Here is a 13,514-nt window from a genome sequence, read left to right on the forward strand (position 1 = left end):
TTCACCGTTTCCGTCTCAGGGGGTGGCGGTCTCCCGCATCTCCCGGACCGCCTGACCGGCGTACCGGCAGGCGGCCCGGTGGTCACCGGCCACCGGTTCCAGCGCCGGGTCGCTGTCGGCCACCGGTTCCAGCGCCGGGTCGGTGTCGGCGCAGTCGGGTCGGGCGCTGGGGCAGCGGGTCCGGAACCGGCAGCCGCTCGGCGGGTCCACCGGGCTGGGGATGTCACCGGCGAGGATGATCCGCCGCCGGTGCCGTTCCACCGCTGGGTCGGCCTCCGGGATCGCCGACAGCAGCGCGGCGGTGTACGGGTGGGCCGGCCGCTGCCAGAGCTGCGCCGGGCTGCCCGTCTCCACGATCCGCCCCAGGTACATCACGGCCACCCGGTCGCTCATGTGCTCGACCGCGGCCAGGTCGTGCGAGATGAACAGGTAGGTCAGGCCCAGTTCGCGTTGCAGCCGGCGCAGCAGGTTCATGATCTGTGCCTGCACGCTCAGGTCCAGCGACGCGATCGGCTCGTCCAGCACGATCAGGTCGGGCTCACCGGCCAGCGCCCGGGCGATGCCGACCCGCTGCCGCTGGCCCCCGGAAAGCTCGTGCGGGTGCCGGCCGCCGAGCTCTCGGCGCAACCCCACCAGGTCGAGCAGTTCGTCGACCCGCCGCCGCCGCGCGTCGGCGTCACCGGCCAGCCGGTGCACCACCAGCGGCTCGGCGACGCTGGCCGCCACGGTGTGCCGCGGGTCCAGTGACGCCTGCGGGTCCTGGAACACCATGGCCACCTTCCGGCGTACGCCGCGCAGTCGGCGCCTCGACCAGCCGGTCACGTCCTGCCCGGCCACCCGGACCCGCCCGGCGGTGGGGTCGACCAGCCGCAGCAGGGCCAGCCCGGTGGTGGACTTGCCGCTGCCGGACTCGCCGACCAGCCCGAGCGTCTCGCCGCGGTGGATCCGCAGCGACACCCCGTCCACCGCCCGGACCGCGCCACCGGCCGCCGGGAACCACACCTTCAGGTCGTCCAGCTCGGCGACCACCTCGGCGCTCATCGGTCCTCCCCGGCACGGTAGAAGCTGCGTACCCGATGGTCCGGCCCGACCGGCGTCAGCGGCGGCAGCTCGTGCTCGCAGCGGGCGTCGCCGCGCACCGGGCAGCGCGGCCAGAAGGCGCAGCCGGCCGGCAGCTCCAGCGGGCTGGGTGGAGCGCCGGGGATGGCCGGCAGGTCGTCGCCCGCGCCGCCGGGCCGTGGCCGGGCCGCCAGCAGGGCCCGGGTGTACGGGTGCCCGGGCGCGGCGAAGACCGCGTCGACCGGCCCCTGCTCGACGATCCGGCCGCCGTACATGACCGCCACGGTGTCGGCGACCCCGGCGACCACGCCGAGGTCGTGGGTGATCCAGACGACGGCGGTCCCGAGCCGCTGCTGCAACCCGGCGACCAGCTCGACGATCTGCGCCTGGGTGGTGACGTCCAGGGCGGTGGTCGGCTCGTCGGCGATCAGCAGCGCCGGGTCGCAGGCCAGCGCCATCGCGATCACCACCCGTTGCCGCATCCCGCCGGAGAACTGGTGCGGGTGGTCGTCGACCCGGCGGGCCGCCGACGGGATGCCGACCAGGTCCAGCAGCTCCACGGCCCGGTCGCGGGCCTGCCGGCGGCTCATCCCGAGGTGTTCCTCGCACGCCTCGGTGACCTGCCGGCCGACGGTCAGCACCGGGTTCAGCGACGTCATCGGGTCCTGGAAGACGAAACCGACGTGCCGGCCGCGCAGCTGCCGGCGCCGTCGCGGGTCCAGCGCGGTCAGTTCCTCGCCCAGCAGCCGCACCCGGCCGGTGACCCGGGCGGTACGGGGCGCCAGGCCGGTGGCGGCGAGCACGCTCATCGTCTTGCCGCTGCCCGACTCGCCGACCAGGGCCAGGGTACGGCCCGGCTGGACGGACCAGTCGACGCCGGCCACGGCGCGGGCCGCCCCGGAGCGGGTCCCCAGGGTGACGGTCAGTTCCTCGACGGCGAGCACGGGTCGGTCGTCGGTCACGTGGTGCTCCTCGATGCCTCGCCGAGGGTCAGCTGACGGGGGTCCAGCACGTCGCGCAGCGCGTCCCCGACCAGGTTGAAGGCGAGCACGGTCAGGAAGATCGCCGCGCCCGGGAAGAAGCCCAGCCACCAGGCCTCGGTGACGAAGCCGCGCCCGTCGAAGAGCATCCGGCCCCAGGCCGGGGCGGGCGGCTGGATGCCCAGGCCGAGGAAGGAGAGCGCCGCCTCGGAGAGGATGGCGAAGGCCAGCGACAGCGAGGTCTGCACGATCAGCGGCGCGGCGATGTTCGGCAGCACGTGCCGGCGGATGATCCGCAGGTCCGAGGCGCCGATGGAGACCGCGGCCCGGACGAAGACCTGCTCCCGTACGGAGAGCACGCCGGCCCGGGTGACCCGGGCGAAGATCGGGGTGTAGACCACGCCGATCGCGATCATGGCGGTGAGCAGGCCGGGGCCGAGGACCGCCACGATGGCCACGGCCAGCAGCAGCACCGGGAAGGCGAACAGCACGTCCATGCCGCGCATCAGCACGTTGTCGACCCAGCCGCGGTAGTACCCGGCCAGCAGGCCGATGCCCGCGCCGACCAGCAGCGCGATGCCGACGCTGACCACCCCGACCTCCAGCGAGACCCGGGCGGCCACCAGCACCCGGCTGAGCACGTCGCGGCCGAGCTCGTCGGTGCCGAACGGGTGCGCCCAGCTCGGCGGATGCAGCATCTGGTCGACGTCGACGTCGTTGACGCCGGCCGGGGCGAACCACCGCCCGGCGATCCCCACCACCACCAGGGCGAGCAGCACCACGGCGCCGCTCACCGCGGGCGGATCGTGCCGCAGCGCCGACAGGGCACGGCGCGCCTGGCTGTCCCGGGCGGCGCTCATCGGGCGGTGATCCGCGGGTCGAGGCGGGCGTAGAGGATGTCCACCAGCAGGTTCATCAGCAGGAACAGCGCGGCGACCAGCAGCACCGCGCCCTGGAGCACCGGATAGTCGCGGGCCTGGACGGCGTCGTAGGTGAGCCGGCCGATGCCGGGCCAGGCGAAGAGCACCTCGACCACGATCACTCCGCCGAGCAGGCTGGCGAGCTGGACCGCGACGACGGTGACCACCGGGATCAGGGCGTTGCGCAGCACGTGCCGCAGCACCACCACCCGGGCGCGCAGCCCCTTGGCCTCGGCGGTGCGGACGTAGTCGGCCGACAGCACCTCCAGCACCGAGGAGCGGATGAACCGGGTGAGGATGGAGGCGGTGACCAGCCCCACCGTGGCGGCGGGCAGCAGCACGTGCGCCAGCCAGCCCGCCGGATCCTCGGTGAGCGGCACGTAGCCCGACGGCGGCAGCCAGCCGAGCACACCGGCGAAGAGCAGGATGCCCATGATGCCCATCCAGAAGTCGGGCACCGAGACGCCGAACTGGCTGAACACCCGGGCGGCGTGGTCCAGCGCCGAGCCGCTGCGCATGGCGGCGAGCACGCCGAGCGGGAACGCGACCAGCACCGCGATCAGCACGGCGGTCAGCGCCAGCGACAGGGTCGCCGGCAGGCGTTCCAGCACGATCCGGGTGACCGGCTGGCCGCTGCGGAAGCTCACCCCGAGGTCACCGGTGACGGCCCGGCCGACGTAGCTGACGTACTGAGCGACCAGCGGCCGGTCCAGTCCGGCCCGGGCCCGCAGCGCCTCGTACGTCTGCGGGTCGAAGCGGGTGCCCAGCGCCACCCGGACCGGGTCGCCGGGGACCAGTTGCAGCAGCAGGAAGACCACCAGCGTCACCCCGAGCAGAACGACGGCCGACTGGAGCAGCCGGCGCAGGACGAAGCGGCTCACCGCGCCTCCCGCCGGGTCACTTGGCCAGGGCGACGTCGCGGAAGCGGATCGCCCGGTCGGTGCGGGCCTGGTAGCCGGTGACCTTCTTCGACCAGCCCTGCACCACGTCCGGGTTGTAGAGGTAGATGTAGCTGGCGTCGTCGACGATCTGCTTCGCCGCCTGGTCGTACGCCTGCTTGCGGGCGCCCTGGTCGGTCTGCGTACGGGCGTCGTCGAGCAGCTTGTCCACCGCCGGGTTGCGGTACTTCTGGAAGTTGAAGGTGCCGCCGCTGTGGTGCTGGGCGTAGTAGAACTCGTCCGGGTCGATGTTGCCCAGCCAGCCGAGCATGAACGCGTCGAAGGTGCCCTTGCCCTGCTCGTCGAGCCACTGGGCGAAGTCCAGGGTACGGATCTTCACGGTGATCCCGACCTGCTTGAGCTGGGCGGCGATCACCTGCGCGGCGCTGACCGTCTCCGGGTACTCGCTGGTCACCATCAGGTCCATGGTCAGCCCGCTCACCCCGGCCGCACCGAGCAGCCGCTTGGCCTGCTCCGGGTCGTGCCGGTACGGCGCGTACTCGTAGTACCAGGAGCTGCCCTTGGGGATGGCGGTCTGGTTGACGGTGGCCAGCCCGAACTTGGCGGCCTTGGTGATCGCGGCCGGGTCCAGGGCGAAGGCGACCGCGCGCCGCACGTTCACGTCGCCGTACGGCTTGCGGGCCTGGTTGAGCGCCAGGTACCAGTAGTCCGCCGACGGCTTGCGCTGCACGGTGATCTCGCCGCCGTCGGCCAGCGCCGGGACCTGCTGCGGCGGCAGGTTGTCGGTCCACTGGGCCTCGCCGCCGCGCAGGTTCTGCAACGCCACCGTCGGGTCCTTCACGAAGGTGAAGGTGACCCCGGAAAGCTTCGGTTTGGTGTTCCAGTAGTTGTCGTTGCGGACCAGCTTGATGCTGTCGCCGGAGGTGTACGACGCGACCGCGAAGGGGCCGCTGCCGACCGGCTTCGTCTTGATCGCGCCGGACTCGACGTTGGACCTCTCGACGATGGCGACGCCCTTGAACCCGCCGAGGTTGGCCAGCAGGTTGGGGGTGGGCGCGGAGAGGGTGACGACCACCGTCGTCGGATCCGGCGCCGCGACCGATTTCACCGTGGCGAACTTGTACGCCGCGTTCAGCTTCTCGCCGACGATGCGGTCGTAGGAGTACTTGACGTCCTCGGCGGTCAGCGGCGACCCGTCGGAGAACCTCACCCCCTCGCGCAGGGTGAACGTCCAGGTGAGCTGGTCGGCGCTGGTGGTCCACTTCGTCGCCAGCGACGGCTGCATCCGCAGGTTCTCGTCCGGCTCGACCAGGGTGTCGTAGACGTTCTCCAACACCTCGAAGCTGTAGTAAGCCGAGGTCCGATGCGGGTCGAGCTGGTCGGGTTCGCCGCCGATCGCGGCGGTCAGCACTCCGCCGGCGCCCCCCTGGGCGGCCCCGCCGTCGACGTCGACGCCCTCGCCGGAGCTGCATCCGCCGGCAGCCCCCAGCGCGAGGGCGAGTGCGGCGCCGATCAACCTGGATCCGATTCTGGACACGGTCCCCCTCCGATGCCTCGCGGAACGAAGGTGCCATCGTTCTGCGAATCGGAGGTGATGTCAATCAATGGTGGGAAAGGCCGCCGACCGCCCCTTGTGGTGCGTACGGGAGAAGTCCGTTAATGATCAGCCTCGATGGTGGTGGGTCAGGCCGCGGAGCGGGACCGGCGGCGGTCCGGCCGCTGCGACGTCGGGCCGCGCCGCTCGCCGGTCAGCGGCCAGCCCCGGCGGGACCCGCTCGGCCGGTCGCCCGTCGGTTCGCCACCGGCGAGCTGGCGCGCCCGCTCGGCGTTGGCCAGCGGGCCGCACGGCACCTGCTGGCCGGCGCAGAGCAGGTTGCGGCAGGTGCCGTTCTCGTCCGGCTGGTGGGCCGCGGCGACGTCCTCGGCGAGCCGCCAGAGCAGCGGGTCGGTCACCCCGGCGGGCAGGGGGCGGGACTGGCTGGGTCGGCTGCTGTTGGCCATCGGTGCTCCTCCGGTCGACGTCCTTCCAGCATTTCCCGACGGCCGGTCGGTAAACGACCATCCGGGGCGTGACCTCGGCGACAACCTGGTCCAGAATTTCTCCGCCGGTGCTGTCCGGTTCGACGGTGGCCGTTCGTCACCCTGGTCAGAGCCCCACAACCGAGGAGCGTCCACGATGAAGTACCTGATGTTCGTCTGCACCGACACCGAGCCGGACCCCGACACCGCCGCCCACCCCGACATCGAGAAGTGGGTGGCCGACAACGACGCCAACGGCCGGCGGCTGGACGGCAGCGTCCTCGGCCCGGCCGCCGCCGCCACCACCGTGCGGGTCCGCGACGGGGACCTGCTGGTCTCCGACGGCCCGTTCGCCGAGACCAAGGAGTTGATCGTCGGGTTCGACCTGCTCGAGTGCGCCGACCTCGACGAGGCGATCGAGGTGGCCCGGGCCCACCCGATGGCGTACGCGGGCCGCCTGGAGCTGCGCCCGCTGGTCGACCTGCCCGAGCCCGCGTGACCGACACCCGGCCGACCGCGGTGGCGCAGGCCGCCGCGGTCGCGGGCGCCGAGTCGTACCCGCGGATCGTCGCCGCACTGATCCGGGTCACCGGGGACTGGGCACTCGCCGAGGACTGCGCCCAGGAGGCCCTCGCGGCCGGCCTGGAGCGCTGGCCGCGCGACGGCGTACCGGCCAACCCGGGCGGCTGGCTGATGACGGTGGCCCGCAACCGGGCGTTGGACGTGCTGCGCCGCGCCTCGGTGGAGCGGCGCAAGCTGCGCGACCTCGCGGTGCTCACCCTCACCGACGCCGAGGACGGTGAGCCGGGGGAGGGGGAGGACCTGGTGGACGACCGGCTGCGGCTCGTCTTCACCTGCTGCCATCCGGCGCTGCGCCTCGCCGACCGGGTGGCGCTGACCCTGCGCACGGTCCTCGGTGTCCCCACCGCCGACATCGCCCGCGCCCTGCTGGTGGGCGAGGCCACGATGACCCGTCGGCTCACCCGGGCCAGGACCCGGATCAGGGCGGCCGGCATCCCGTACCGGGTGCCCAGCGGGCCGGCGCTGCCAGAGCGGCTGCCCGGTGTGCTGGCCGTGCTCTACCTGCTGTTCACCCTCGGTCACGACGCCGACGGGGAGCCGGCCTTCGCCGACGAGGCGATCCGGCTGACCCGCCTGGTGGCCCGGCTGATGCCGGAGCAGCCGGAGGTCGCCGCGCTGCTGGCGCTGCTGCTGCTGCACCACTCCCGCCGCGCGGCCCGCCGGGACGCCGACGGCAACCTGCTCACCCTCGACCGGCAGGACCGGGCCCGGTGGGACGCCGCCGCCATCGGCGAGGCGCGGGAGGTCCTGGCCGGCCTGCCCGACGGCCCGTACGCCTGGCAGGCCCGGATCGCCGCCTGCCACGCCACCGCGCCGAGCACGGCGCGGACCGACTGGGCGGCCGTCGCCACCGCGTACGACGCGCTGCTGCGGCTGCATCCCAGCCCGGTCGTGGCGCTGAACCGGGCGGTCGCCCACGGCCACGCGTACGGGCCGGCGGCCGGACTGCGGCTGCTCGCCGCGGCCCGCGACGGTGGAGGGTTGGCCGGCAACGCCGACGCCACCGCCGCGGAGGCCCACCTCACCGCCCGGCACGGCGACGCCCCGCGGGCCGCCGAGCTGTTCCGCCGCGCCGCCGAGCAGGCCCACGGCCCCGCGCAGCGGCGGGCGCTGCTGGACCGGGCCGCGGAGCTGGCGCCGTAGCGGCACACCGGCGGGCGGGTGGGCGCCGGCGGATAGGCTCGGTGCCCATGCGGACCAAGCAGGAGCTGGGGGCGGCCATCCACGAGCAGCGGCGGGCCGCCCTGGTGGTCAACGCCCACTCCCGGCGCGGTCGCCGGCTCTACGACGGCGCCCGGTCCCGGCTGCTCGCCGCCGGGTTCACCCTGGTCCGGGACTGCCCGGTGGACCGTCCGGGCGAGCTGGAGAGGCAGCTCGCCGAGGCCGCCGACCTGGGCCCCGACCTGCTGGTCGCCGGTGGCGGCGACGGCACCCTCGGCACCGCCGCCCGGCTGCTCGCCCACCGCGACATCGCGCTGGGGCTGCTGCCGCTGGGCACCACCAACAACTTCGCCCGCACCGTCGGCGTGCCGCTCGACCTCGACGCCGCGGTCGGGGTGCTCACCGGCGGCAAGGTGATCGACGTCGACCTCGGCCTGATCGGCGGGACACGGTTCGCCAACCACGTCGGGGTGGGCCTGTCCGCCGACATCATGCTCCGCACGCCGCCGCGGCTGAAGCGGCTCACCGGCCGGCTGGCGTACCCGGCGACGGCGCTGGCGCTGCTGGCCCGGCACCGGCCGCTGCGGGTCACGCTGCGGGCCCGCGACACCGCGCGGGAGCTGGTCACCCACCAGCTGTACGTCGCCAACGGCGGTTTCCAGGCCGGCCGGCCCATCACCGCGGACGCGAACGCCGACGACGGGCTGCTGGTGGCGTACCCGGTCGGTGGGGCCACCCGGCGCGGCCTGCTGCGCGAGACCACCCGCAACGCCGCCACCGGCCACCGCCGCAGCCTCGCCGACGAGCCGTTCCTCGCCGTCGGGGAGCTGTGGCTGGAGACCGACCGCCCGGCCCGGGTCGAGGTGGACGGCGAGCTCTGCGGCACCACCCCGGTCCGGATCGGACTGGACGTCAACGCGTTGCGGGTGATGGCCCCGGCCGACAGCCCCGACCGCTGAGGCGCCTCAGGCGACCCGGGCGACGCTGCCCGCCGGTGCGGCCGGCACGGCGTCCGGGTGCAGGATCGCGGCGATCGCCTCGACGCCGTCGACCAGACGCGGGCCCGGCCGGACGATCAGCGCGTCGGCGTCGACCGCCCAGACCTCGGCGCCGGGGAACCGGCCGGCGACTGTCCGGGCCTGCTCGACCGCGCCGTCGAGGTGGAACCCGCACGGGGTGACCAGCACGACCTGCGGGTCGGCGGCGGCCAGCTCGGCCCAGGTGGTCGGCGCCGACCGCTGCCCGGGCCGGCCCGCGACCGGCTGGCCGCCGGCGGCGGTCACCAGGTCGGGCACCCAGTGCCCGCCCGGGAACGGCGGGTCCACCCACTCCACCACCGCGACCCGCCGCCGGTGCCGGCCGGCGACCGCCGCCGAGACCGCCGCAAGCCGGGCGCGCAGGCCGTCCACCAGGGCGTGCGCCCGATCGGGTACGCCCGCCCGCTCACCCACCGCGAGCACGGTGTCGAACACCTCGTCCAGGGTGTGCGGGTCCAGCGAGAGCACGTCGGCGCGGCAGCCGAGATGCTCCAGGGCGGCCGACACCTGCCCCGACGGCAGCGCGCAGACCCGGCACAGGTCCTGGGTGACGATCAGTTCCGGGTCCAGCCCGGCGAGCGCGTCGCGGTGCAGCGTGTACAGGTCCGCCCCGGCCGCCGCCCGCTCCCGCACGTACGCGTCGATCTCGCCCGGGGTCATCCCGCGGGTGTCCCGGCCGCCCACCACCACCGCCTTGCCGGCCCGGTCGGCGGCCGGCACCTCACACTCGAAGGTGACCCCGACCAGCTCGTCACCGAGCCCCAGGGCGTAGACGATCTCCGTGGCGGAGGGCAGCAGCGAGACCAGACGCATCGGGCCATCCTGCCAGGCGCGGCCGGGGTCGCTCCGGCGAGGCGTGGTTGGATGGCGGGGTGCAGTTCACCGTGACAGACGCGCCGGAGCGGGAGCGGTTCGAGGCGCGCGACGAGACCGGGGCCGTCGCCGGAGTGGTCACCTACCAGCTGACCGGCGCGATCATCGCCTACACCCACACCAAGGTGGAGCCGGAGTTCGAGGGCAAGGGCGTCGGGTCCACCCTGGCCCGGGCGGTGCTGGACGACGCCCGGGCCCGCAACCGGATGGTGGTGCCGATCTGCCCGTTCATCGCCGAGTGGCTGACCCGCCACCCGGAGTACGAGGACATCGTCGTCCGCTCCACCCGCAAGGTGAAGTGACCGCCGCTCAGGTCACCCGGGACGGCTCGCCCGGAACCTGCTCGTACGCCCGCCGCTCGACGATGTCGCGCAGCCGGTCCATCGCGTCCCACACGTCCACGAAGCGGGTGTAGAGCGGCGCCGGCCCGAGCCGCAGCCGGTCCGGGGCCCGGTAGTCGCCGACCACCCCCGCCTCGGCGAGGGCCCGGGAGATCCGCAGCGCCTCCGGGTGGTGCAGCGAGACGTGGCTGCCCCGCCGCGCCGGGTCGCGCGGGGAGGCGACCGTGAAGCCGTACGGGGTGAGCCAGGCGTCGGCCAGGTCGACGATCAGCTCGCCCAGGCGTACCCCCTTGGCCCGGACCCGGTCGACGCCGGCCTCGGCGAGCACGTCCAGGGCCGGGTCCAGCGCCGCCATCCCGAGGATCGGCGGGGTGCCCACCTGGAACCGGTCCAGCGTCGGCACCGGTTCGTAGTGCGGGCCCATCGCGAACTGGTCGCGCTGGCCGAACCAGCCCTGGATCGGCTGGCGCAGCCGCTGCTGCAGCTCCCGGCGCACGTAGAGGAATGCCGGCGCACCCGGACCGCCGTTCAGGTATTTGTAGGTGCAGCCGACGGCCAGGTCGGCGCCGCTCGCGGTCAGCTCGATCGGCACCGACCCCACCGCGTGCGACAGGTCCCACAGCACGTACGCGCCGACCTCGCGGGCCGCCGCGTTCACCGCCGCCATGTCCAGCAGCGCCCCGCACCGGTACGACACGGCCGAGAGCACCACCAGGGCGACGTCCTCGGTCAGCGCGTCGATCAGGGTCCGCGGGTCGAGCCCCTCGTCGAGGTCGGAGGGGAGCATCGTCAGGGTGAGCCCGCGCGCCTCGGCCAGCCCCTGCAGGACGTACCGGTCGGTGGGGAAGTCCTCGGCGTCGACCAGGACGGTACGCCGGCCGGGGTTCGCGTCCAGCGCCGCCGCGGCGAGCTTGTAGAGGTTCACCGAGGTCGAGTCGGAGACCGCCACCTCGCCCGGACGGGCGCCGACGGCGTGCGCGGCGATCCGGTCGCCGATCCGCCCGGCCCACTCGATCCACGTCGGCCAGCCCCGCACGAGCCGCTCGCCCCAGCCGTCGCGGACCAGCCGCGCCAGGTGCTCCGGGGTGGCCGCCGGCAGCCGGCCCAGCGAGTTGCCGTCCAGATAGATCAGCTGGTCGTCGGCGATGACGAACCGGTCCCGCAGGTCGGCGAGGGGATCCTCGGCGTCCCACTCCTTGCACCGGTAACGGGGGAACTCGTCTTGCACGTGCACTCCTCGGCATGACCGTCGCCGTCGGCGGGCGACCGGAGCCAGCCTAGGCGGCCCCGCGACCGGGCCGGCGGGGACCGCCACCGGTGCCCATCCGGCGGGACCGGATCAGTGCGGCGAGCGGCCGAACTGCGCCCCGAACGCCAGGCCGGCCGTGCAGGACAGCTCGCCGGGGGCGAGCTGGACCCGGGACGGGCGCCAGAGCTGCGCCCCGTCGACGGTGACCCGGGCGACCAGGCAGTCGTAGCGGGTGGCCCGCAGCGCCACCCCGACCCGGCCGTCGGCGGCGGTCACCTCCTGGCGTACCCGGGGATCCAGCCGCAGGCCGGCCAGCGCGGCCCGGACGGCATTGTCCGCCGGTGACGCCCGGTGCGCTGCCGCGCGCCGGGCCCGAGGGTGAGCCCGGACACGGCGGGCGCCCGGTGAGCGGCACCCGGTCGATCGCCGGACTACCGTCGGGCGGGCCGCCGCCGCACCCCCTTCCGCGGCGCGGACCCGCCACCGATCACTGTCGATCCCGAGGACGGCCCATGCGCGCAACCGTGATCCACGGACCGAACGACATCCGCGTCGAGCAGGTGCCCGACGCGACCGTCCGCAACCCCACCGACGCGGTGGTCCGCGTGGTCAGCGCCTGCATCTGCGGCAGCGACCTGTGGGCGTACCGGGGGGTCGCCAAGCGGGAGGCCGGCCAGCGGATCGGCCACGAGTTCCTGGGCGTGGTGGAGGCCACCGGCGCCGAGGTCACCTCGGTGCGGGTCGGCGACCTGGTGGTGGCGCCGTTCGTCTGGTCCGACGGGGTCTGCGACTTCTGCCGGGAGGGCCTGCACACCTCCTGCCCGCACGGCGGCTTCTGGGGCTCCGCCGGCTCCGACGGTGGGCAGGGCGAGGCCGTGCGCGTCCCGTACGCCGACGGCACCCTGGTGCGGCTGCCCGCCGAGGCGGCCGGCGACGAGCGACTGCTCGCCGCGATGCTGGCGCTGTCGGACGTGATGTCCACCGGCCACCACGCCGCCCTGGCCGCCCGGGTCCGCCCCGGGGTCACCGTCGCCGTCGTCGGCGACGGGGCGGTCGGGCTGTGCGGGGTGCTGGCCGCGAAGCGGCTGGGCGCCGAGCAGATCATCGCGCTGGGGCGGCACACCGCCCGCACCGACATCGCCCGCACCTTCGGCGCCACCGACGTGGTCGCCGAGCGCGGCGAGGCGGCGATCGCCGCGGTGCGGGAGCTGACCAAGGGGCAGGGCGCGCACGCCGTGCTCGAGGCCGTGGGCACCGAACAGTCGATGCGTACGGCCATCTCCATCGCCCGCGACGGCGGCGCGGTCGGCTACGTCGGCGTCCCGCACGGCGGCAGCGCCGGCGTCGACATCGGCCAGATGTTCGGCCGCAACGTGGCCGTCGGCGGCGGGGTCGCGCCGGCCCGGGCGTACATCCCGGAGCTGCTGGCCGACGTGCTGAACGGCACGATCGACCCGTCGCCGGTCTTCGACCGGGTGGTCGGGCTGGACGAGGTGCCCGAGGGCTACCGGGCGATGGACGAGCGGACGGCACTGAAGGTCCGGATCGCCTTCTGAGTCGTCCGGGCGGAAAACGTCCCCGGTGACTGCATCCGTACCCGCCGTCGCGGGCGAAGCAAGGGTCGTGACGAGACGTCACTGATCTGGTCGCCTCGACGAAAGGCTCACCGATGAAGATCGCCCGACTCGCCGCCCGGCTCGCCGTGGGCGCGATGGCCACCGCCGTGGCCGCGACCGCCGTCGCCGTACCCGCTCAGGCCTCCGGCCGGGACCTCGGCAACCGGTCGCTGGCCGCGGTGCTGACCCGCGACACCGGGGGTTTCGACCACAACTCCCGGGACTTCGACGTGCTCACCGCGGCGGTGCTCGCGGTGCTGGAGGCCAAGCCCGACTCGCCGGTGAAGGTGCTCACCGACGGGACGGTCGCACTGACCGCGTTCGTGCCCACCGACGCCGCGTTCCGGGAGCTGGTCCGCGATCTCACCGGCGCGCACCGGCTGCCCAGCGAGCAGGCGGCGTTCACCGCGGTCGCCGGCCTCGGCATCGACACCGTGGAGAACGTGCTGCTCTACCACGTGGTGCCGGGCGCCACGATCGACCGGAAGGCGGCGCTGAAGGCCGACGGGGCCGACCTGACCACCGCGCTGGGCGCCACCGTCGAGGTGGACGTGCGGCACACCTGGTTCGGCCGGCAGGTGCGGCTGGTCGACGCCGACACCAGCGACCGGAACGCCCGCGTGGTGGTCTTCGACATCAACCGGGGCAACAAGCAGATCGCCCACGCGGTCGACCGGGTGCTGCGCCCGATCGACCTGCCCTGACCCGTACGCTCCCGCGACGGCGCCCGGCCCGGCCGGGCGCCGTTCGCGTCGGCCCTGGTGGCCGGCGCGGCCGG

At 74.6% G+C, this 13,514-nt stretch carries 15 protein-coding genes; 6 read left to right on the forward strand and 9 right to left on the reverse strand.

What is annotated here, in order from left to right:
- Positions 1 to 15: 15 nt before the first annotated feature.
- The 6 genes from GA0074704_RS16620 to GA0074704_RS16645 form a co-directional block, all read right to left on the reverse strand.
- Positions 16 to 1,041, reverse strand: coding sequence for an ABC transporter ATP-binding protein (locus GA0074704_RS16620; RefSeq protein ID WP_088971351.1), 1,026 nt, complete (start codon positions 1,039 to 1,041; stop codon positions 16 to 18).
- The gene (locus GA0074704_RS16625; RefSeq protein ID WP_088971352.1) at positions 1,038 to 2,021 is read right to left on the reverse strand and encodes an ABC transporter ATP-binding protein; all 984 of its coding nucleotides are present in this window, start codon (positions 2,019 to 2,021) and stop codon (positions 1,038 to 1,040) included. The genes GA0074704_RS16620 and GA0074704_RS16625 overlap by 4 nt, the downstream gene beginning before the upstream one ends.
- Positions 2,018 to 2,899, reverse strand: coding sequence for an ABC transporter permease (locus GA0074704_RS16630; protein WP_088971353.1), 882 nt, complete (start codon positions 2,897 to 2,899; stop codon positions 2,018 to 2,020). Before GA0074704_RS16630 ends, GA0074704_RS16625 begins: the two co-directional genes overlap by 4 nt.
- A complete protein-coding gene (locus GA0074704_RS16635; RefSeq protein ID WP_088971354.1) occupies positions 2,896 to 3,840 on the reverse strand; it encodes an ABC transporter permease in 945 nt (314 codons plus the stop codon). Before GA0074704_RS16635 ends, GA0074704_RS16630 begins: the two co-directional genes overlap by 4 nt.
- 16 nt (positions 3,841 to 3,856) lie before the next feature.
- Complete coding sequence (locus GA0074704_RS16640) at positions 3,857 to 5,395, reverse strand: ABC transporter substrate-binding protein (RefSeq protein ID WP_088971355.1); 1,539 nt, start codon at positions 5,393 to 5,395, stop codon at positions 3,857 to 3,859.
- A gap of 146 nt (positions 5,396 to 5,541) precedes the next feature.
- A complete protein-coding gene (locus GA0074704_RS16645) occupies positions 5,542 to 5,859 on the reverse strand; it encodes a hypothetical protein (protein WP_088971356.1) in 318 nt (105 codons plus the stop codon).
- 175 nt (positions 5,860 to 6,034) lie between these two features.
- Between GA0074704_RS16645 and GA0074704_RS16650 the strand changes: the two genes are divergently transcribed.
- The 3 genes from GA0074704_RS16650 to GA0074704_RS16660 are packed head-to-tail and all read left to right on the forward strand — an operon-like array spanning position 6,035 to position 8,579.
- Positions 6,035 to 6,376 carry a YciI family protein gene (locus GA0074704_RS16650; protein ID WP_088971357.1) on the forward strand — a complete coding sequence of 114 codons (342 nt, stop codon included), beginning with the start codon at positions 6,035 to 6,037 and terminating at the stop codon, positions 6,374 to 6,376.
- Positions 6,373 to 7,602 (forward strand): RNA polymerase sigma factor, encoded by a 1,230-nt coding sequence (locus GA0074704_RS16655; protein WP_088971358.1) that lies wholly within the window; start codon positions 6,373 to 6,375, stop codon positions 7,600 to 7,602. Before GA0074704_RS16650 ends, GA0074704_RS16655 begins: the two co-directional genes overlap by 4 nt.
- A 47-nt stretch (positions 7,603 to 7,649) precedes the next feature.
- The gene (locus GA0074704_RS16660; protein WP_088971359.1) at positions 7,650 to 8,579 is read left to right on the forward strand and encodes a diacylglycerol/lipid kinase family protein; all 930 of its coding nucleotides are present in this window, start codon (positions 7,650 to 7,652) and stop codon (positions 8,577 to 8,579) included.
- Positions 8,580 to 8,585: 6 nt separating this feature from the next.
- On the opposite strand, the gene GA0074704_RS16665 is transcribed toward GA0074704_RS16660, so the two are convergent.
- A complete protein-coding gene (locus GA0074704_RS16665; protein ID WP_088971360.1) occupies positions 8,586 to 9,470 on the reverse strand; it encodes an ABC transporter substrate-binding protein in 885 nt (294 codons plus the stop codon).
- A gap of 59 nt (positions 9,471 to 9,529) precedes the next feature.
- Between GA0074704_RS16665 and GA0074704_RS16670 the strand changes: the two genes are divergently transcribed.
- Entirely contained in the window at positions 9,530 to 9,832 is a 303-nt protein-coding gene (locus tag GA0074704_RS16670; RefSeq protein ID WP_088971361.1) for a GNAT family N-acetyltransferase, read from the forward strand.
- A gap of 7 nt (positions 9,833 to 9,839) precedes the next feature.
- Here the strand turns inward: GA0074704_RS16670 and kynU are convergent, their stop codons facing one another.
- Together kynU and GA0074704_RS16680 are read right to left on the reverse strand one after the other, a co-directional pair.
- Positions 9,840 to 11,099, reverse strand: coding sequence for a kynureninase (kynU, locus tag GA0074704_RS16675; protein WP_088973740.1), 1,260 nt, complete (start codon positions 11,097 to 11,099; stop codon positions 9,840 to 9,842).
- Between the two features lie 111 nt (positions 11,100 to 11,210).
- Positions 11,211 to 11,396 carry a hypothetical protein gene (locus GA0074704_RS16680; RefSeq protein WP_088971362.1) on the reverse strand — a complete coding sequence of 62 codons (186 nt, stop codon included), beginning with the start codon at positions 11,394 to 11,396 and terminating at the stop codon, positions 11,211 to 11,213.
- 236 nt (positions 11,397 to 11,632) lie between these two features.
- Between GA0074704_RS16680 and GA0074704_RS16685 the strand changes: the two genes are divergently transcribed.
- Together GA0074704_RS16685 and GA0074704_RS16690 are read left to right on the forward strand one after the other, a co-directional pair.
- Positions 11,633 to 12,676, forward strand: a complete 1,044-nt coding sequence (locus tag GA0074704_RS16685) for a zinc-dependent alcohol dehydrogenase family protein (protein WP_088971363.1) — start codon at positions 11,633 to 11,635, stop codon at positions 12,674 to 12,676.
- Positions 12,677 to 12,789: 113 nt separating this feature from the next.
- A complete protein-coding gene (locus GA0074704_RS16690) occupies positions 12,790 to 13,440 on the forward strand; it encodes a fasciclin domain-containing protein (protein WP_088971364.1) in 651 nt (216 codons plus the stop codon).
- Positions 13,441 to 13,514: the final 74 nt, after the last annotated feature.

This window comes from Micromonospora siamensis (assembly GCF_900090305.1).
In the GTDB taxonomy this organism is placed as follows: Bacteria; Actinomycetota; Actinomycetes; order Mycobacteriales; family Micromonosporaceae; genus Micromonospora; species Micromonospora siamensis.

What these genes read in the sequence shown, in the direction of transcription:
- GA0074704_RS16620 (WP_088971351.1), bottom strand. Translation starts at nt 1,041, where the DNA reads ATGAGCGCCGAGGTGGTCGCCGAGCTGGACGACCTGAAGGTGTGGTTC.
- GA0074704_RS16630 (WP_088971353.1), bottom strand. Translation starts at nt 2,899, where the DNA reads ATGAGCGCCGCCCGGGACAGCCAGGCGCGCCGTGCCCTGTCGGCGCTG.
- GA0074704_RS16645 (WP_088971356.1), bottom strand. Translation starts at nt 5,859, where the DNA reads ATGGCCAACAGCAGCCGACCCAGCCAGTCCCGCCCCCTGCCCGCCGGG.
- GA0074704_RS16650 (WP_088971357.1), top strand. Translation starts at nt 6,035, where the DNA reads ATGAAGTACCTGATGTTCGTCTGCACCGACACCGAGCCGGACCCCGAC.
- GA0074704_RS16660 (WP_088971359.1), top strand. Translation starts at nt 7,650, where the DNA reads ATGCGGACCAAGCAGGAGCTGGGGGCGGCCATCCACGAGCAGCGGCGG.
- GA0074704_RS16665 (WP_088971360.1), bottom strand. Translation starts at nt 9,470, where the DNA reads ATGCGTCTGGTCTCGCTGCTGCCCTCCGCCACGGAGATCGTCTACGCC.
- GA0074704_RS16685 (WP_088971363.1), top strand. Translation starts at nt 11,633, where the DNA reads ATGCGCGCAACCGTGATCCACGGACCGAACGACATCCGCGTCGAGCAG.
- GA0074704_RS16690 (WP_088971364.1), top strand. Translation starts at nt 12,790, where the DNA reads ATGAAGATCGCCCGACTCGCCGCCCGGCTCGCCGTGGGCGCGATGGCC.